15 protein-coding genes and 2 tRNA genes are annotated in these 20,030 nt (G+C 32.6%); 5 read left to right on the top strand and 12 right to left on the bottom strand.

Annotation, left to right across the window (positions count from 1 at the left end):
• The first annotated feature begins 359 nt into the window (after window positions 1–359).
• Window positions 360–434 (top strand) — tRNA-Gln (locus tag JBL43_RS17110).
• Between the two features lie 106 nt (window positions 435–540).
• Here the strand turns inward: JBL43_RS17110 and JBL43_RS17115 are convergent.
• From JBL43_RS17115 to JBL43_RS17125, 3 genes are all read right to left on the bottom strand, one after another.
• The gene (locus tag JBL43_RS17115) at window positions 541–1,554 is read right to left on the bottom strand and encodes a LacI family DNA-binding transcriptional regulator (protein ID WP_198842622.1); all 1,014 of its coding nucleotides are present in this window, start codon (window positions 1,552–1,554) and stop codon (window positions 541–543) included.
• 165 nt (window positions 1,555–1,719) lie between these two features.
• On the bottom strand, window positions 1,720–2,550 hold the full coding sequence (locus JBL43_RS17120) for a universal stress protein (RefSeq protein WP_198842623.1): 831 nt from the start codon (window positions 2,548–2,550) through the stop codon (window positions 1,720–1,722).
• A gap of 111 nt (window positions 2,551–2,661) precedes the next feature.
• The gene (locus JBL43_RS17125; RefSeq protein WP_198842624.1) at window positions 2,662–3,492 is read right to left on the bottom strand and encodes a universal stress protein; all 831 of its coding nucleotides are present in this window, start codon (window positions 3,490–3,492) and stop codon (window positions 2,662–2,664) included.
• 162 nt (window positions 3,493–3,654) lie between these two features.
• On the opposite strand from JBL43_RS17125, the gene rimP reads away from it, so the two are divergent.
• From rimP to infB, 3 genes are all read left to right on the top strand, one after another.
• The gene (gene rimP, locus JBL43_RS17130) at window positions 3,655–4,113 is read left to right on the top strand and encodes a ribosome assembly cofactor RimP (RefSeq protein ID WP_198842625.1); all 459 of its coding nucleotides are present in this window, start codon (window positions 3,655–3,657) and stop codon (window positions 4,111–4,113) included.
• 10 nt (window positions 4,114–4,123) lie between these two features.
• Window positions 4,124–5,371, top strand: a complete 1,248-nt coding sequence (gene nusA / locus JBL43_RS17135) for a transcription termination factor NusA (protein ID WP_117882098.1) — start codon at window positions 4,124–4,126, stop codon at window positions 5,369–5,371.
• Window positions 5,372–5,433: 62 nt separating this feature from the next.
• Window positions 5,434–8,253, top strand: coding sequence for a translation initiation factor IF-2 (gene infB / locus JBL43_RS17140; protein ID WP_198842626.1), 2,820 nt, complete (start codon window positions 5,434–5,436; stop codon window positions 8,251–8,253).
• An 81-nt stretch (window positions 8,254–8,334) separates the two neighbouring features.
• On the opposite strand, the gene JBL43_RS17145 is transcribed toward infB, so the two are convergent.
• The 8 genes from JBL43_RS17145 to folB all read right to left on the bottom strand — a co-directional run bounded on the left by JBL43_RS17145 (window position 8,335) and on the right by folB (window position 17,206).
• Window positions 8,335–8,985, bottom strand: a complete 651-nt coding sequence (locus JBL43_RS17145) for a hypothetical protein (protein WP_198842627.1) — start codon at window positions 8,983–8,985, stop codon at window positions 8,335–8,337.
• Window positions 8,986–9,153: 168 nt separating this feature from the next.
• Entirely contained in the window at window positions 9,154–10,221 is a 1,068-nt protein-coding gene (locus tag JBL43_RS17150) for a trypsin-like peptidase domain-containing protein (protein ID WP_198842628.1), read from the bottom strand.
• A gap of 18 nt (window positions 10,222–10,239) precedes the next feature.
• A complete protein-coding gene (locus tag JBL43_RS17155; RefSeq protein WP_198842629.1) occupies window positions 10,240–11,409 on the bottom strand; it encodes a T3SS (YopN, CesT) and YbjN peptide-binding chaperone 1 in 1,170 nt (389 codons plus the stop codon).
• A gap of 206 nt (window positions 11,410–11,615) precedes the next feature.
• Complete coding sequence (locus JBL43_RS17160) at window positions 11,616–13,442, bottom strand: M1 family metallopeptidase (RefSeq protein WP_198842630.1); 1,827 nt, start codon at window positions 13,440–13,442, stop codon at window positions 11,616–11,618.
• A gap of 124 nt (window positions 13,443–13,566) precedes the next feature.
• Entirely contained in the window at window positions 13,567–15,258 is a 1,692-nt protein-coding gene (locus JBL43_RS17165; RefSeq protein ID WP_198842631.1) for a S8 family peptidase, read from the bottom strand.
• A gap of 10 nt (window positions 15,259–15,268) precedes the next feature.
• The gene (locus tag JBL43_RS17170) at window positions 15,269–16,129 is read right to left on the bottom strand and encodes an MBL fold metallo-hydrolase (RefSeq protein ID WP_198842632.1); all 861 of its coding nucleotides are present in this window, start codon (window positions 16,127–16,129) and stop codon (window positions 15,269–15,271) included.
• 594 nt (window positions 16,130–16,723) lie between these two features.
• Window positions 16,724–16,794 (bottom strand) — tRNA-Cys (locus tag JBL43_RS17175).
• Window positions 16,795–16,849: 55 nt separating this feature from the next.
• Window positions 16,850–17,206, bottom strand: coding sequence for a dihydroneopterin aldolase (gene folB / locus JBL43_RS17180; protein WP_198842633.1), 357 nt, complete (start codon window positions 17,204–17,206; stop codon window positions 16,850–16,852).
• Window positions 17,207–17,290: 84 nt separating this feature from the next.
• On the opposite strand from folB, the gene JBL43_RS17185 reads away from it, so the two are divergent.
• Window positions 17,291–18,877: an FMN-binding glutamate synthase family protein gene (locus tag JBL43_RS17185; protein WP_198842634.1), complete on the top strand. Its 1,587-nt coding sequence runs from the start codon at window positions 17,291–17,293 to the stop codon at window positions 18,875–18,877.
• Between the two features lie 62 nt (window positions 18,878–18,939).
• On the opposite strand, the gene fbp is transcribed toward JBL43_RS17185, so the two are convergent.
• Window positions 18,940–19,959, bottom strand: coding sequence for a class 1 fructose-bisphosphatase (gene fbp, locus JBL43_RS17190; protein ID WP_198842635.1), 1,020 nt, complete (start codon window positions 19,957–19,959; stop codon window positions 18,940–18,942).
• Window positions 19,960–20,030 lie beyond the last annotated feature (71 nt).

The following is a 20,030-nucleotide window of genomic DNA, read 5'->3' on the forward strand; positions in this document are numbered from 1 at the left end:
CCCAATAACTAACTGTTGGTTCTAAAGTAAGCGTGTATGTTAATAATGCTATTGCAAATGTTACCCAGCCTAAAATATTATTCCACTTTTTAAAATTGAAAGACATCATCTATGATTAGTTATTTGTGGGCGAATTTACTAAATTATTATTGATATTCTTTTGAGATGGACTGATGTTAAGAAAGAATTGATATTAAAAATATGTTAAAAAGGCATGTTTGTTTTAGTATTTGAATCTAGACGTTATACATCGTATATAGAAGTAAAGAATTTTTGATGCAAAATTTCTTAAAAAAAACTTGTCAATTTAAAAGTTTGGTTTAAATTTGCACCTGCTTTTAAAGAAGCAAATAGAATTTTGTCCCATGGTGTAATTGGTAACACACCGGTTTTTGGTACCGACATTCAAGGTTCGAGTCCTTGTGGGACAACCAAAACGTCTTTTAATCTATTGATTATTAGGCGTTTTTTTGTTTTTATAATCAGCAGTTATCCAAAAAAAATCTTAAAATGTATATTTCGTGTTTGAATTTAAATAGGTTAAGTAGTCTCCCTAACCAATAAGTCTGTTTTAACAACCTGTGTTTTAAAAGCTGTAGTTGATTTTTCTGCAAGCCTAGAAATTAGTGATTCTACTGCTTTTTTACCCATTTCAAAAGCATTTTGATCTATTGTACTTAGTTTTGGGTGAGATAATCTAGAAATTTGATCGTCAGAAAAACCAATAACTGAAATATCTTTAGGTACTTCATATCCATTCAGTTGAGCCATTTTTAATGCAGTTACAGCAGAAACATTATTCGTAGTTAAAATGGCGTCTATATTTTTATGTTCTTTAAATAGATCACTTATCGTACTTTCATATTTAGTCTTGTCCGTAATAGGAACAACAATAGCATCATTTTGATAATTCTGATATTTTTTTAATGCCTCGGTATAACCATCAGTTCGTTGTTTTCCAATATCTAAATTACTGACGGTACTTATGAGTGCTATTTTTTTACGACCTTGTTTTAATAGGTAGTTTGTTGCATTAAATGTTGCTTCAAAATCATCAATAACAACTTTGTCACAATTTACATTTTCAGAAACACGATCGAACATTACAATGGGGTAGCCTTCTTTTATTATTTTATTAAAATGGTTATGATGTTTTTCGCGTTGCGTTTCTCTTGCAATTGAAAGAATGAACCCATCAACACTACCATCACTTAATAATTCTAAACTTTGTAGTTCTTTTTCATATTTGTTGTTAGAAAGACAAATAATTATTTGATAGCCATTTTTATTAGCTTCGTCTTCAATACCTAAAAGTACTTTAGAGAAAAAATAATTTAAGATGTTGGGTATAATTACACCAATAGTTTTTGTTTGATTGTTTTTCAAGCTTAACGCCATTCTGTTAGGGCGGTAATTGTGTTTTTTAGCTAATGCCTGAACCCTTAAAATTGTTTTGTCATTTATTTCATAACTATTTTTTAAAGCCTTCGATACTGTGGAGATCGATAGGCCTAACTCTTTGGCTAATTGTTTTAAGGTAACATGGTTGTTCATAAAGTAAATTCCGACTTATAATTTATTCAAAAATAGTAAAATACAAGGACTTTGATGATATAGGATGAAATAAGATAATTAAATCTGTATTTTAGTGTAAATATCGGACCTTGATCACCAATAATTTGTGATTAATATAATTAATAGGTTCAGCGTATGGGGTTTTTATATTTTAAAAGTCACAACTGGTCTAAGAGCATGATTGGCTAATTCTTTACTGATGCTTTCATTGAATAGTTGTGATAAGCCACTTCTTCCGTGAGTGTTTATGGCGATAACGTCTGCATCTATTTCTTTACCATAGTTTAATATGCCTTCTTCAATACTCGTGTCATTATAAATGTTAGCAGTGTAATCTTCTAGATTAAAAGATGAAATATAGTGGTTTATTTTTTCTCTTGAATCTCTAGTAGACTCAAAATTATGAATGGTGTTTATGTAAAGAAAATGAATTTTAGCGTTAAAAAGTGTAGCAAAGTCAATCACTTTTTGGAAATTCTTCTTACTATTTTCGCTAAAATCTGAAGCGAAGATCATGTTTCTAATTTTGAAATTCTCAATATCTTGTTTGATAACCAAAACAGGAATATCAGATTGTCTCACAACTTTTTCAGTGTTAGAACCCACTAGCATCTCTTTGATTCCCGTGGCACCTTGTGACCCCATAACAATAAGTTCCACTTTATTTTTGCTGCTTTCTTCAATAACACCTTGAAAGGCTTTTTTAAATATAACCGACTCAATCACCTTTATACCATCAAAAAAAGAAAACGCTTTAAATTCTGCGAATTTTTTGTGAATCGTTTTCATATAAAAGATCGTTTGTGCTCCACCCCCCAAATTGCTTTCAGTCATTGGATCAACTGAGGTAGACGGGATGTCTAACATGTGTAGTAAGATAATTTGACTATTAGTTTGTTTTGCAATTGAGGCTGCAACTTTACATGCGTATTTCGCTTCTTCAGAAAAATCGATGGGTACAAGAATTGTTTTCATAGGTAGTGGTTAATGGATCAATTATAATTCTCTAATTTAATCAATTTTTCTCAATTAAAAAAGGCTCCTTTTATTTAAAAGAGCCTTTCATAAATAATATGTAATTTATATTTAAATTTTAAAAGTAACTACTGGTCGTAATGCATGATTCGCCAGCTCTTTACTGATACTTTCATTAAATAATTGTGCTAACCCACTTCTTCCATGTGTGTTTATAGCTATAATATCTGCGTTAATCTTTTTACCATAATTTAAGATACCTTCTTCAATAGTGTAGTCATTATAAGTATTTAAGGTAAAATTTTTAATTTCAAAATCGGTTACAAAATTTTTCAATTTAGTGTTCGTAACTTCTGTTGGTTCAAAGTTTCGAGCAGTGTTGATAAAAAGTAAATGTAATTTTGCTTTAAACATATTTGCAAAATCAATTACATTTTGAAATGATTTTTTACTGCTTTCCCCAAAGTCTGAAGCGAAAATAATATTATTAATTTCAAAATTTTCAATATCTTGTTTAATAACCAATACTGGAATGTCTGATTGTCTAACAACTTTTTCAGTATTTGAGCCCACTAACATTTCTTTTAGACCTGTAGAGCCTTGAGATCCCATTACAATTAGATCAACATCATTAGCTTTACTTTCTTCAATTACGCCTTCAAAAGCCTTATGAAATTTAACATTTTCATTTATTTTAACACCATCAAAGAAAGGTTGTTTTTTTAATTTTTCAAAACGTCTGTGAATACCTTTCATAAAAAGGATGGTTTGAGCACCACCTCTGGTAATGTCTGATTCAAGAGGGTCAATAGCATCTGTTGGGATGTCTAACATGTGCAATAAAATTATTTCACTTCCTGTTTTTTTAGCTATCGAAGCGGCTACTTTACAGGCATATTTTGCTTCATCCGAAAAGTCGATAGGAACAAGTATTTTTTTCATTAGAATAGGATTTAAATTGTGTTAAGCTTAAAGTTATAACTTTATAACGATAAAAAACGCTGATTCTTGTCATTCTGAGTTAGAATTTATATATTTGCAGTCGAAAACAGAGATAGTTTGGAATGGAGGGGACGAAAAGTCCCCTCTTTTTATATAAAAAAAGTGAGAGAACAAGTCGAAAAACTAGTTGAAGAAGCAATTCAAGAAAACCCTAAATTGTTTTTAATTGATTTAAAAATCTCGCCAGATAATACAATAACTATTATTGTTGATGGAGATGAAGGCGTGTCGATTAAGGAGTGTATGAGGATTAGTCGAAGTGTTGATAGTAATTTAGATAGAGAAACTACAGACTTTTCATTAGAAGTGTCTTCACCAGGACTGTCAGAACCATTCGTTAATAATAGGCAGTACAATAAAAATTTGGGTAAAAATTTAGAGGTTCTAACAGAAACTGATAAATTTGAAGGCAAACTTTTAGAAGTTAATGACGAAGCGATTAACTTAGAATGGAAAGTTAGAGAGCCAAAACCAATTGGTAAAGGGAAGGTTACTGTTGTTAAAACAGCAGTTTTACGATACGAAAGTATAAAACGAGCAAAAGTGAAATTAAAATTTTAATTGAAAGAGGATGGAAAACATCGCATTAATAGAGTCTTTTTCTGAGTTTAAAGATGATAAAAGTATTGATAGAGTAACGCTTATGGCGATACTGGAAGATGTATTTAGAGCTGCCTTAAAAAGAAAGTATGGTTCTGATGATAACTTTGATATTATTATAAATCCCGATAAAGGAGATTTAGAAATTTGGAGAAACAGAATCGTTGTTAATGATGGCGAAGTAGAAGAGCCAAATGAGGAGATTTCATTATCTGATGCTCGTAAAATTGAGCCTGATTTTGAAGTTGGGGAAGATGTATCCGAGGAAGTGAAATTAGAAGATTTAGGTAGAAGAGCAATTTTAGCTTTACGTCAAAATTTGATTTCGAAAATTCATGAGCATGACAATACAAACATCTTTAAACAATTTAAAGATTTAGAAGGTGAAATTTATAGTGCGGAAGTGCATCATATTAGACATAATGCTGTAATTTTACTCGATGATGACGGAAATGAGATTGTGTTGCCAAAGAGTGAGCAGATAAGGTCTGATTATTTTAGAAAAGGAGAGTCTGTTCGTGGTATCATAAAATCAGTTGAGTTACGTGGAAACAAACCAACTATTATAATGTCTAGAACGGCACCTGAATTTTTAGTTAAATTATTTGAACAAGAAATTCCGGAAGTTTTCGATGGTTTAATAACTATTGAACGTGTGGCTAGAATACCAGGTGAAAAAGCAAAAGTAGCGGTAGATTCTTATGATGATAGAATAGATCCTGTTGGAGCTTGTGTCGGAATGAAAGGATCTCGTATTCATGGTATAGTACGTGAATTAGGTAATGAAAATATTGATGTTATCAATTACACTAAGAACGATCAAATATTTATTGCAAGAGCATTAAGTCCAGCTAAGGTTACTTCTATGGTAATTAAAGAAGCTGTTGAAGGTGAAAAACCTAGAGTTGATGTGTTTTTGATGCCAGATCAGGTATCAAAAGCAATTGGTAAAGGTGGTGTAAATATCCGTTTAGCAAGTCAATTGACCGGTTATGAGCTAGACGTACAACGAGAAGGTATTGCAGATGAAGATGTTGAATTAACAGAATTTTCTGATGAAATAGAAGCTTGGGTTATTGCTGAATTTAAAAATATTGGTTTAGATACAGCGAGAAGTGTATTAGACTTAGATGTTAGTGACTTAGTAAAAAGAACAGATTTAGAAGAAGAAACTATAATCGACGTTCAAAAAATATTAAGAGAAGAATTTGAAGATTAGCATTAGAATAATGTAGTAATCGGTTTAACGAATAAAAGTAAAGTAGTAATTTAAATAATTGTATGGCTGAAAATAAAACATTGAGGCTTAATAAAGTTTTAAGAGAATTAAACATCTCATTAGATAGAGCTGTAGAACATCTTGCCAGTAAGGGCTTTGAAGTAGATGCAAGACCTACAACTAAGATTTCTGGTGAGGTTTATTCTGTGCTGTTGGACGAATTTCAAACCGATAAGAGTAAAAAAGTAGCTTCGAAAGAAGTGGGTGAAGAAAAACGTAAGGAGAAAGAAGCGTTGCGTGTTGTTCAAGAACAAGAGCAAGAGAAAAAACGTTTACAACAAGAAGCGAAAAGGGAAATTTTTAAGACCGAGTCTGAAAAATTAGCTGGTGTAAAAACAGTTGGTAAAATAGATATTGAGGGCAAAGAAGTTAAAAAAGCGGTAAAAGTAGTTAAGGAGGAAGCTAAAGTTGAAAAAGTAGTGGAAGAACCTGTAGCTAAAAAAGAAATTCCGAAAAAGGCAGAGCCGGAAGTTATAAAGAGAGAGAAATTATCAGGTCTAAAACAAGTTGGTAAAATAGATATTGATAAAATAGGAGGTAAAAAGAAGCCTGTTAATAAAGAAGAGCCTAAGGTTGAGAAGAAAGTTGAAGATGTTGTTGTAGAGAAGGTTGTAGAAAAGATTGAGGATAAGGTAGTTGAACCTATTAAAATTGAAACTAAATATCAAAAATTAACAGGTCCGAAACAGGTAGGGGAAAAAATTGATTTAAAGCAATTTGAAAAACCTAAAAAGAAACCTGAGAAAAAAGAAAATACAGTAAGAAGACCTGTTGGAGACGCTAGTAAAAGAAAGCGTAAGAGAATCAATAAACCTACAACTGGTAGTGGTGGAGCTGCACGTTCAGGAAGTGGTAGCACAGGTTTTAGACCAGGTGCAAAAGGTAGAGGTAGAAAAGCGGTTGTAAAAGCTGAGCCTACAGAAGAAGACGTACAAAAACAAATTAGAGAAACCTTAGAGAAACTTCAAGGTAAATCTAAAAAAGGAAAAGGAGCAAAATACCGTAGAGAGAAACGAGATCAGCACCGTCAACAAACAGAAATCGATCAAGAAATTGCTGCAGCAGAAAGTAAAACAATTAAAGTTACTGAATTTGTAACAGCAAGTGAGTTGGCTACTATGATGAATGTTTCAGTAACTAACATTATTTCGGCATGTATGTCATTAGGAATGATGGTAACAATGAATCAGCGTTTAGATGCTGAAACGCTTACTATTGTTGCTGAAGAATTTGGTCATGAAGTTGAATTTGTAAGTGCTGAGGTTGAAGAAGCTGTTGAAGAAATAGAAGATAATCCTGAAGATTTAGAGCCTAGAGCTCCTATCGTTACGGTGATGGGTCACGTAGATCATGGTAAAACATCTTTACTTGATTACATTAGAAAGGCAAATGTTATTGGAGGAGAATCAGGTGGTATAACACAGCATATTGGTGCATATAGTGTTACACTTCCTAACAAACAAAAAATCACATTTCTAGATACACCAGGTCACGAGGCATTTACTGCCATGCGTGCACGTGGTGCTCAAGTAACAGATATCGTAATTATTGTTATAGCTGCGGATGATTCTATAATGCCACAAACAAAAGAGGCAATTAGCCATGCTCAAGCGGCAGGCGTTCCTTTAGTGTTTGCAATTAACAAAATAGATAAACCGGATGCTAATCCTGATAAAGTTAAAGAAGAATTAGCTCAAATGAATCTTTTAGTTGAAGATTGGGGAGGTAAAGTACAATCTCATGATATTTCGGCTAAAGTTGGTACTGGTGTAGATGATTTATTAGAAAAAGTAATGTTAGAGGCTGAATTATTGGAGCTAAAAGCAAATCCTAATAAAAATGCAATTGGTACTGTTGTTGAAGCTTTACTAGATAAAGGTAAAGGTTATGTGTCTACAATTTTAGTAGAATCAGGTACATTAAAGATTGGAGATTACCTATTAGCAGGTAAGCATAGTGGTAAAATTAAAGCCATGCATGATGAACGTGGTAAAAACCTTAAAAAAGCAGGACCATCAACTCCAGTTTCTATTTTAGGTTTAGATGGAGCTCCACAAGCAGGTGATAAATTCAGAGTATTTGATGATGAACGTGAAGCGAAACAAATTGCATCAAAAAGAGATCAATTACAACGTGAGCAATCTGTAAGAACACAACGTCATATTACATTAGATGAAATTGGACGTAGAATTGCATTAGGTGACTTTAAAGAGCTTAATATTATTCTTAAAGGTGATGTAGATGGTTCTGTAGAAGCATTAACTGATTCATTACAGAAATTATCGACCGAAGAAATTCAAGTTAACATTATACATAAAGGTGTTGGTGCAATAACAGAATCTGATGTATTATTGGCTTCTGCTTCTGATGCTATCGTTATTGGATTTAATGTAAGACCTTCAGGAAATGCTAGAATTTTAGCAGATAGAGAAGAAATAGATATCAGAAATTATTCTATTATTTATAAAGTAATAGATGAAATTAAAGATGCTATGGAAGGTATGCTTTCTCCTGAAATGATTGAGGAAGTTACGGGTAACGCTGAAATTAGAGAAACCTATAAAATTTCTAAAGTAGGTACAATTGCTGGTTGTATGGTTACTGATGGTAAAATATTTAGAAATTCTAAAATTAGAATCATTAGAGATAGTGTAGTAATTTTTGACGGTGAATTAGCTTCATTAAAACGATTTAAAGATGATGCTAAAGAGGTAGCTAAAGGTTACGATTGTGGTATTCAAATTAAAAATTATAATGATATTCAAGAGTTGGATGTTATTGAAGCCTACCAAGAAGTAGCAGTTAAAAAGAAATTAAAATAAATGTTTAGTTTCTTTTAGCATAGATATAAACGAAAAAAATCCGCTTTTAAGCGGATTTTTTTATGCCTTATAGTTATGTAATTATTTAAAGCGAGTTGTATTTAATACTTGCATTAATTTTTCTAATTGGTCATCTGAACCGTAGGTCGCCACATAAAGTATGGCAAATCCGTTTAAAATTGTTGACATGTAACGTTGTTTGATTTTTAGGCCCTGCATTGTTAAAACACCATCAAAATAGTGAAATGTTTTCCCATCTATATCTATCGTTTTAGTGTCACCTTTTATTTCGATAGGAACATTATTATTTCTAAATTGTTTTTTACTCGCTTCTAAATAAGCATCTCCATCTTTTATAGCAGCAGATGAGATACCTAAATTTTCGGCTACTAATGTGAAATTTGAATTTAACACTGTAGGATCTTGATATGTAGCCAAATCAAATTGAGATGCCATTAACAAATTGGCAGAAGTAATTTCTGCAGCTTTAATAGCTTTTGCAAGCTTTTCACCACCAATAGCATTAGCACCTTCATTTTGCAATTGCTTTTGGGTTTCTTGGTCTTGTACATGCCATCCATCTGGAATTTCCATAGTTAACCCAAAAAAATCATTGGTATAGGTGTTTTTATCAACTTTTCCGTAATCGAAATCAGTTGGTATTTCTCGTCCACAACTCATTAAAGAAATGGCACATACTGCAATAAATAAAAAGTGTTTCATTGTTTTCATACTGTTAGTTTTGTTAATGATTAATTGATTATTAAGTTACAAAGATGAGTTATTATGCAATGTATTTTTAAACTGAATTTGGTTAATTTAATGCCCCAGTATATAGGGGGTAGCAATAAAAAATGCCCTCAAGAAATGGAGGGCATTTAATAGGGTTAACTTTGAGAGTTAAATTTTTGCTGCAATGGACATTTCACACCCATAATTGTCAACAAAAAAGTCATCTAACTCATCTGCTTTTAAAGCTAAGTTTTTAATATTTTCTTTTATTTCATTTGCATGGTCAGAATAGATATCAGACAAATGCGTACGGTAAGATAAAAAGATGGTGTTGTTATAGATTCCTAAAGAATATGGAGACACCTTATCTTGTAATAGATAATCCATTACTTCTTGTAGGTTTTGTTTTGGTAATTTATTTAATGGTGACGTGGCAAATAAGTAATTTCTATTGTATACAAAAATGCGTATTTGTGCACTTCCTTGATGGAATTCCCAAAAGTCTCTTCCTGCTCTTCCGAGTACGGGGTCCATACCTAATTCAACCAAAGTAGATTCAACAAAATTGGCAAAATGCGATTTTTCAAATTCTTCAAATAATGAAATGTCAATATCGCTGCCACAGTTAACGCAAAATTCACTCTCTTCAATTGTATAGCTATCACAAGAGTTACATTTTACATGATAAGCAATGTCAGGACTAATAAAATCTTTTATCTCTTTAATTACGTCTAAATGTCTAATACCAAAACCAACATTATCAGCGTCTGTAAATTTAGAGGTAGTTACTCCCATTAAATTACCTGCTTCATTTAGCATTGGTCCACCGGAATTACCAGGGTTTACAGCAGCGTCAGTTTGAATAAAGTGTCTGTTGCCCATTGGTTGACTTACAGAAGATACGATACCTTCAGTTACCGTATAAGGCATACCAAAAGGGTATCCATTGATATATATCTTTTGAGTATTTGAAATTTCGATATCTTCATCTAAAGTAATACCAACCTCTTTGTTTTCGTAACCCTCTATATATAAGAATGCAAGATCTACATCGCGATTTACCATAACTACTTTGGCAACGTAGCGGTCTTTTTTATAATCTTCTACAGCAACTGATTTATTGCCTTCTATTACATGGTAATTAGTTATTATATGATTGTTTCCTGAAATGGTAAATCCACTACCCGTACCAGAACCTGTGATGATTTTATATATTGATTTTTCTATATTTTGCATAATTTCTATCTTTTTATATTAACTGAATAATTTTGAAAAAAGTCCTTTTTTAGCTTTTTTTCTAACAGGTGTAGCTGTACCGTTTAATAAGCCATTATAAGTGTCTAATAATTTTGGACTAGCGACATCAGGTTCTAAACCAGATACTTTTTCAAGAACATCATAAATTGCATTAAGCTGACCTTCTTCCAGATTATAACTGTAAACTAAATGTAAGAATGAGAATTGTAAATAATAACAGAGCGAAAAATGGTCATTGTCTTTAACATAGTTGGTAACTATGCTTTCTCTGTTTTTCATATTATCTTGAACAATTTCAGTAGAACTACGATATCTTAAAGAAACTAAAGCATCTGCATTATAAACATTTTTCAAGATTTCTTCTTTGGTCATTGCACATAGTTTTTTCATAAAATTTGTGCCTTTATCAATTCTGAACTGGAAATCAATATCGCCATTTAACATGTTGTTTACATACTCTTGTAATTTTGTTCTTAACGTACCATGTACATAAGGCATGTTGGATAATTTTAGAATAGAAATTAAAATAATATCCCACTGAAAATTGTCCCATCTTTTTTCTTTAAAAAATGCACTGTAGTTTTTATAATCTTTTAAAATATCTTCTATTTGTTGCCATGCTTTTTCTAGATTTTCAGGGGTTAGAGGTGTTGTTTTTGAATCTTGATAGAAAGAAGCTTTGTACTTTTCAACAAACTCATCATCATAATCATCAGCATATACGCAAACATCACGCAATACATCATATACTTTAAAAGGTTGACACAAACTTAATGGCATTTCATAACCAAACCACAACGTATCATCTTTTAAATGAATTTGAGCCAAGGTAAGTGGGCTAAAATTAACTTCACCTACTTTTCTTAATAGGGCTATTTTGTTAGTGCCTTCTGTAATTTTTAGAAAAGGAGCTTTTATTTTAAATATATTATCTGTTACTTCTAAATGTATTAACGCGGAACCTTGACCTCTTTCAATTGAAAAATCACCATTGGTGTCGACACCCTCTAATAAGGTGCTGTTCATATAATTTAGTGTATGGGTTAAAGATTCATTATATTTTTTTTCGTCAAAAGCATCTAAGGCTTTGTCCCAATAAGAAACATTGGTTTTAGGATCATTAGAGTCTTTTAAAGGACGTTTAAATTTAGGAAGTACGTTATTCATAATTTGATAGGTTATTTAAATGATTAAATTTTTAACGTGATGTTTAATGATTTATTTGATACAAAGATGAATAGTTTTTGAAAGTGTTTGATAACCGAATTTAGTGAAAATGCCTCCCCCTGTAAATTGGGGTACAAAGAAAAACCCATCTTTTTAATTTTTAAAAGATGGGTTTTTTGAAAAGGTGTTTAGCTAAAGTTGTTGTATTACAAACCGAAATTGTTATTGGTATCATCAATGTCTGCCATAAGGTGACTTGGGTCTATTTCTACTGATTTAACCGCTTTTTTTGCACTAAAAGAGTAGGTAGGGGCTGTCCAAGACCAACTACTTAAAGGGGTTGCTGTAGTCGGTTTTGAGCCTAACATCATTTTTAGCGGAATATAAAAATTTTCATCAGTTCCATCAGTATAGGTCACTTTTAAATCTATAGGCATTGGCATTTTTCCAATACGTTTTAAAGTTATTTGATTCGTGTCAACGTTATCAACAGCATAATCTATTGTTGCCGTTGTTTTGGTAAAATAGGTCAAATACCAGTCTAACTGTATACCAGATACTTTTTCAGCCGTACGCTTAATATCATTTGGCGTAGGGTGCTTAAATTTAAAGTCTTCAAAATATTTTTTTAAGGTTTTTTCAAGATTTTCTTTACCAATTATATAACCTAATTGTGCTAAAAACACGGCTCCTTTACTATAGGCAGAATTACTATATGAATAGTTAAAAGTATAATGATCAGCCAATGTAGTTAATGGTTCTTCTACACCAGATTTTGCTAATCTGATATAACCTCTATAAGAACCCGCATTGGGATTTTCTTTATCTTGATTTAAAATTTCGTTCATGGCTTGGCTAGAAATATATGAAGTAAAACCCTCATCCATCCATTCGTGCTTAGTTTCGTTGGTTGCCAATAAAAATTGAAACCATGTATGAGCAAATTCATGAGCTGTAACGCCAACTAATGATCCAAAATTACGGCCACCGGTTATTAGCGTACACATAGCATATTCCATTCCGCCATCACCACCTTGAATAACTGAATATTGTTTGTATGGATATTGTCCTATATGCGTGTTATAATAAGATAATAATTCGGCAGTTTTCGGTTGTAATTTCTTCCAATTCTCAATAATTTCTTTATCATTTTTATAGAAAAAATGTAAGGTAACATCATTTTCACCTTTAATTTTATCATGAATGTAATCAGGATCAGCAGCCCATGTGAAATCATGCACGTTTGGTGCTTTGAAATGCCAAGTTAATTTTTTTACTTTCTTTTTATGTTTCACTGGAGTGTCTGAATAACCATGACCAATTTCGTTAGGGTTTTGTAAGTACCCCGTTCCACCTATCGTATACTCTTTATCAATCGTAATTTTTACATCAAAATCGCCCCAAACACCATGAAATTCTCTGGCAATGTATTGATTTGTTTGCCATCCTTCGAAATCATATTCGGCTAATTTTGGATACCATTGTGTCATCGATAACGCTATACCTTCTTCGCTGTTTCTTCCAGAACGTCTAATTTGTAAAGGTACTTGACCTTTGAAGTTCATGTCTAAAACAGTTTTACCACCAGGCATTATTGGTGTGTTTAATTTTACCTTTAAAAGAGTACCAATTACTTCGTATTTCACAGTAACTCCATCTTGCTGAAGTGAATTTATTTTTATATATCCAATTTCATCTGGCTTTAATTTAGCAATTCTACTTTCGTAAATTGGAGCTTCCCTAGTACCAAGATTATTGACCATTCTTCGGTCAGGGTCTTTTATGTTTTGTAGCCTAATATCCATATCACTACCTGGTTGAAAAGCGTTAAATTGTAAATGATAAAAAACTTCACCGAGTGCATCAGGGGAGTTGTTCGTGTAAATTAATTTCTGCGTACCATCATATTGATAATTTTCTACATTCATATCAATACTCATAGTGTAATCAACATGTTGTTGCCAATACGAAGTGTTTTGTGCTGAAATAGAAAAGGTAATCAGTATCCCAATAAAAGATGTAATTTTTCTCATTTGTTTAAGTGGTTTTATAAAATGCAATATACTAAGATCAAGGGTGAAACCAAAAAAAAAGAGAAATCAATAAATATTATTATTAATTTCTCTTTTTTAGTAAGTAATTTTAAGTACTCTAAAATTAATTAGACATATTTTCTGCCATTACAAGGGCATTGTAAGCATTTAATATTTTACCAGAAACTGATAAGTCTTTAAATGGGACTCTGTTTGATTCAGTTCCAGGTTTTATAACGGGGTTGTTAAACTCTATACCAGAATCCATTATAATTTTTTTAACTTGACTAGCTGTTAATTTTGGATAATATGATCTTACCAAGGCCGCAACACCTGCAACTTCTGGAGCAGCCATTGAAGTACCTTGTATTGATTCATATTCATCTTTAGGTACTGTAGAGTATATTTCTAAGCCTGGTGCAAATATGTCTACATTCTTTTTTCCGTAATTTGAAAAGGAAGCTGCAAGTTTATCATCATAATGTCTCGTCATAGCACCAACTGTAATTACATTATCTGCATATTCCACTAATTTATCTTTAGAATCATTAGGAAAATTTTCAGCAACATCGATATCACTTCCATCATTACCTGCTGCATGTACTAATAATACATCTTTCTCTTCAGCATATTTTATAGCATCATATACCCACTTTGCATTAGGTGAATAACTTTTACCAAAACTCATGTTTACTACTTTAGCTCCGTTATCAGCTGCATAACGTATGGCTAAAGCAACATCTTTATCATACTCATCACCATCAGGAACGGCTCTAATTGACATGATCTTTACATTGTGTGCTACACCATTCATACCAACACCATTATTTCTTTCAGCTGCTACAATACCAGCAACATGTGTTCCGTGCATTTCACCATCTTTAGACCCTATCGTATAAGCATTACCATACTTAGTATCTGTAATATCATAAGGATCATCTCCAGTTACACGACCATTAAATTCAAGGTTGTATTGAGAGTTTAATTGAGTGCTATAGTGGTCTACAATATTGTTTAATTGTTTTTCAGCACCTTCAACGGTATCTCCACTGCTTATAATTCTCATAATAGTGAATTTACCTTGTTGTAGCATTTGATCATCAAGTTTTACTGAATTTATGTTATCTAAATTCATTTCTTTACCCACTAATAATTTAGAAAGTGTATCATTAGCTTTGACAATCAAATCTTTTACTGCCTTATATTGATTTACTTGAGCTTCTGCACTCTTATTTTTTTCATCTATAGTTTTCTTGAGTTTGGTAAATAATTCAAAATCTGCTTTATCTGACTCAGCAATTTCTTCAGCTGATTTTCCATCAAATTTTGGCATCCATTTTTTTACCATTCTAGTCATCTCTAGTTGTTCAGGAGCAGTTGAACCTTTTTCACCACCTAAGAAGTTCCAACCATGAATGTCATCAACATATCCATTGTTGTCATCATCTTTTCCATTACCCGCTATTTCGTCTTCATTTACCCATGCAACATCATTTAAATCTTCATGCTCAATGTCAATACCAGAATCGATAATACCAACAATTACCGTTTTACCTTTTTTGTTTTTTACAAAATCATAGGCTTTATCTATACTCATTCCGGGAATAGAATCCTTAAAAATGTCCATATGTGGCCATCCTTGTATTTCAGCCTCGGTCATTTCGGCAGTTTTAGGAACTATGCTATCCGTAGTTACCTTAATTATAGTTTCTGTTACTGAATTAGAAGTTGTGCTAGTCGTTGTTTTTGTTGTACCACAACTTGTAATTAGCATTGCAGCAATTGCTACAAAAGAAAATGGTTTTAAAATTCTCATGTTTATTAAATTAATTAAAAATATCGTTAAAAGTAAAAGTTTGATCTAATCGTACACCTTTTTCTGTATGTTTTACGGTACAGATTTCATTATGTGCATCATGCTCCAAAAACAGCATATATTTATTATCAGCCGCACTATTCAAAAAGGCTTGTTTTTCGTCTAAAGTTAATAGGGGTCTAGTGTCATAACCCATAACGTAAGGTAAAGGTATATGCCCTACAGTAGGAAGCAAATCTGCCATAAAAACTAAAGTCTGTCCCTTGTATTTAATATGAGGAATCATTTGTTTATCAGTATGTCCATCAACAAATAGTATGTCAAAATCTAATTCAGAATTTTCACGAAAATTTGAATTAGGCATTTTAATAAATTCTAATTGACCACTTTCTTTTATAGGATTTATGTTTTCTTTAAAAAAAGAAGCTTTTTCTCTTGCGTTAGGTTCAGTGGCCCATTTCCAATGGTCTTCATTGCTCCAGAATTTTGCATTTTTAAAGGCAGGCTCGTAACCCGTTTTATCTTTATTAAATTGGATGCTTCCACCACAATGGTCAAAATGTAAATGGGTCAAAAAAACGTCAGTTATGTCATCTCTATGAAAGCCATATTTTGCTAACGAAGATTCAAGTGTGGCATCTCCATATAAGTCATAATAGCTAAAAAATTTATCAGACTGTTTATTTCCTAAACCGGTGTCAATCAATGTTAATCTTTCTCCATCTTCAATTAACATACTTCGCATACCCATATCAATAAGGTTCTTAGCGTCAGCAGGATTTGTTTTTTGCCATAACGTTTTTGGTACAACGCCAAACATGGCTCCGCCGTCTAGCTTAAAATTTCCGGTCTCAATTGGGTAGATTCTCATTTTTATTGATAAAAGACTACAAATGTCTTAAAAATAAGTCAGATAAATGTTAAATAAATGAGAAAAAAGAGGTTGAATTGTAGGTGTATTAATTAGCACTTACAGCTACTATTTTTAATCGTTAGAATAATGATTTTTCATGAAATCAAAAAGAGGCGTCGAGCGTCCCGAAGTGTCGGGAGAACCGCTGTATGAATATTGATTAAAAAATAAATATATTGTTTAGGATGAAATCAAAAAGAGGCGTCGAGCGTCCCGAAGTATCGGGAGAACCGCTGTATGAATATTGATTATAAAATAAATAGATTGTTTAAGATGAAATCAAAAAGAGGCGTCGAGCGTCCCGAAATGTCGGGAGAACCGCTGTGTGAATATTGATTATAAAATAAATAGAATGTTTAGGACGAAATCAAAAAGAGGCGTCGAGCGTCCCGAAGTATCGGGAGAACCGCTGTATGAATATTGATTATAAAATAAATAGATTGTTTAAGATGAAATCAAAAAGAGGCGTCGAGCGTCCCGAAATGTCGGGAGAACCGCTGTATGAATATTGATTATAAAATAAATAGAATATTTTGGGATGAAATCAAAAAGAGGCGTCGAGCGGATTCGAACCGCTGTACAAGCTTTTGCAGAGCTCTGCCTAGCCACTCGGCCACAACGCCTTTTAATTAAGGCTACAAATCTAAACAAATAAATAGTGATTTCACAAAATAATAACTATTTTTTCTTAGACATTATAATAGTTACCAAAGCTACGTTACCACCAATGGGTGGATTCACTTTTGAAACTTCTACTGTTGCCTTTTTAACGATAGGTATTTCATCAATAATTCGTGTAAGAATTCTATCCGCTACAGTTTCCAATAACTTTGTTCTTACACTCATTTCTTCTTTCACAATCCGATTAAGATGAACATAATCTACGGTATCTGCTAAATTATCTGTTTTGGCTGATTTTGAAAGGTCAGTTTTAACAGCGAGGTCAACTCTATATTCAGAACCAATTTTCCCTTCTTCATCTAAGCATCCATGGTAGGCATAGACTCTTATATTCCTCACTTTTATAATTCCCATAAAATAAATATTTTGGTAAATATAAAATATTATTGTTTCTTGTTCAATTGTAAAATCAACTATTTATTTTTCTAATTTTTTACTATGAAGGCTCGTAAATATTTTATACTAATTAGTACTATTCTAGTCGTTTCAATTTTGTTAATTGCACTTGTTTGGCCAGGAATTTTATGGAGTTTTATTCTTGTAGCTCCGTTAGTTTTAATGGGTGTATTTGATATGCTTCAAAAGAGTCATACCATAAGGAGAAATTTTCCTTTGATAGGTCGTTTTAGATATGTTTTAGAGTCTGTTAGACCTGAAATAATGCAATATTTTGTTGAAACAGATACGGAAGGCCGACCCTTAAACCGAATTTTAAGATCATTAATATATAGACGTGCTAAAAAGGTAAATGATACGGAACCTTTTGGAACGCAAATGAATTTATACCATTCAGGTTATGAGTGGATGGAACATTCAATGTATGCAAAACAAAATCCTCAAGAAATTGGTAAATTTCCTAGGTTAGTAATAGGTGGTGATGATTGTAAACAGCCTTACTCAACTAGTTTATTAAATATTTCGGCCATGAGTTTTGGATCCTTAAGTACCAATGCTGTCATGGCATTAAACAAAGGAGCAAAAATGGGCAATTTTGCACACAATACTGGTGAAGGAGGAATAAGTCCATATCATTTGAAGCATGGAGGTGATCTAATTTGGCAAGTTGGTACTGGCTATTTTGGTTGTAGAAATAATGATGGAACATTCAATGAGGAAACATATAGAGATAATGCCATAAGATCTGAGGTTAAAATGATTGAGATAAAATTGTCTCAAGGAGCTAAGCCAGGCCATGGAGGTATTTTGCCAGCTTCAAAAAATACAGAAGAAATTGCAGCCATAAGACATGTGGAACCAGGTGTTGCTGTACACTCTCCACCGTCTCATTCTGCCTTTTCAGATCCAATAGAGTTTATGCATTTTATAAAAAAATTAAGGGATTTGAGTGGTGGTAAGCCCGTTGGATTTAAGCTTTGTATTGGTAGAAGACAAGAGTTTATGGATTTTTGTGAAGCGATGATTAGTACTGGAATAAAACCGGATTTTATAACCGTTGATGGTGGTGAAGGAGGCACAGGTGCGGCTCCTGTAGAATTTTCAAATTCAATGGGTATGCCATTACGTGAAGGGCTTGTTTTTGTACACGACACCTTAAGAGGATTTAACTTACGAAAAGATATCAAAGTAATAGTTGCTGGTAAAATTATAACAGGATTTCATATGGCTAGAGCCTTAGCTTTAGGAGCAGACGCGTGTAATAGTGCACGAGCAATGATGTTGTCTATTGGTTGTATCCAGGCATTGCAATGTAATACAAATACTTGCCCTGTTGGTGTTGCTACTCAAAATAAAGCCTTGGTAAAAGGACTAGATGTTGAAGACAAGTCAAAAAGAGCACATAATTATCATGATGCTACCATACACAGTTTTTTAGAGCTCATAGCGGCTGCCGGTCTTGATAGTCCTAAAGAACTTAGACGTGGGCACATTAATAAAAGAGCTGGGATGTATAATGTTTTAACATATGATGAGATTTACCCTACAGTGGAAGAGGGATGTCTTCTTAAAATAGAAACAATTCCAGATAATTATCAGAAGTTTTTTAAGCTTACGAGAATGAGATAAATAAAATAAAAAGTAGTTATAACCTCACTTTAAATTGAGACTTATATACTATATTTTAATAATTAATATTCCGCAGTAGCAGGGTAGTTTTTCATAAACCGCTCAGCAACATCAATCATATTGGTACTGCCACAGAAAAATGGCACACGTTGGTGCAATTCTGTTGGTTTAATATCCATAATTCTCATATAACCATCAGATGCTTTTCCTCCTGCTTGCTCCGCTAAAAATGCCATAGGGTTGCATTCATATAGCAAACGCAATTTCCCTTTAGGGGCTTTGGTACTTGTCGGATAAATATAAATGCCACCTTTTATCATGTTTCTATGAAAATCAGAAACTAACGAACCAATATAACGTGAAGTGTAAGGTCTATCTCCCTCTTCCATTTGGCAATATTTCAAATAATCTTTCACACCTTGTGGAAAATGGACATAGTTCCCTTCATTGATAGAGTAAATAGTACCATCTTCAGGAAACATCATATCAGGGTGTGATAGATAAAAAGTTCCAATAGCTGGATTCAACGTAAATCCATTTACACCATGCCCAGTAGTAAATACCAACATGGTTGACGTTCCGTAAACAATATATCCTGCAGCAACTTGTTTGTTGCCTTCTTGTAAAAAATCTTCTAATTGAACTGGGGTTCCAGATTTGGTAACACGTCTATAAATAGAAAAAATGGTTCCAACAGATACATTTACATCTACGTTCGAAGATCCGTCAAGTGGATCAATCAATACTACATATTTATTTTCGTTCGAGTGGTCATTACCAGAAATGGTAACAAAATCATCTTCTTCTTCACTTGCAATACCACAAACAATTTCTCTATTGGTAAGGGTTTCCATAAAGATAGTGTTTGCATAAACATCTAATTTTTGTTGGTCTTCACCTTGAATATTAGTTTCTCCTGCTTTACCCAATATATCGACTAAACCTGCTTTGTTTACTTCGTGATTTACCACTTTTGCCGCTAATCTTATTGAATTTATTAATCGAGATAACTCTCCTGAAGAATATTTAAACTGTTTTTGGTTTTCTATAATAAACTCACCTAATGTACTGTGCTGTTGCATTTGTGTTGATTTTGTTAAACCCTAACTTGTTATACCTACAAATAACGTTAAATTTGTGCAAACATTATTAT

Source organism: Aureibaculum flavum, from assembly GCF_016406085.1.
In the GTDB taxonomy this organism is placed as follows: domain Bacteria; phylum Bacteroidota; class Bacteroidia; order Flavobacteriales; family Flavobacteriaceae; genus Aureibaculum; species Aureibaculum flavum.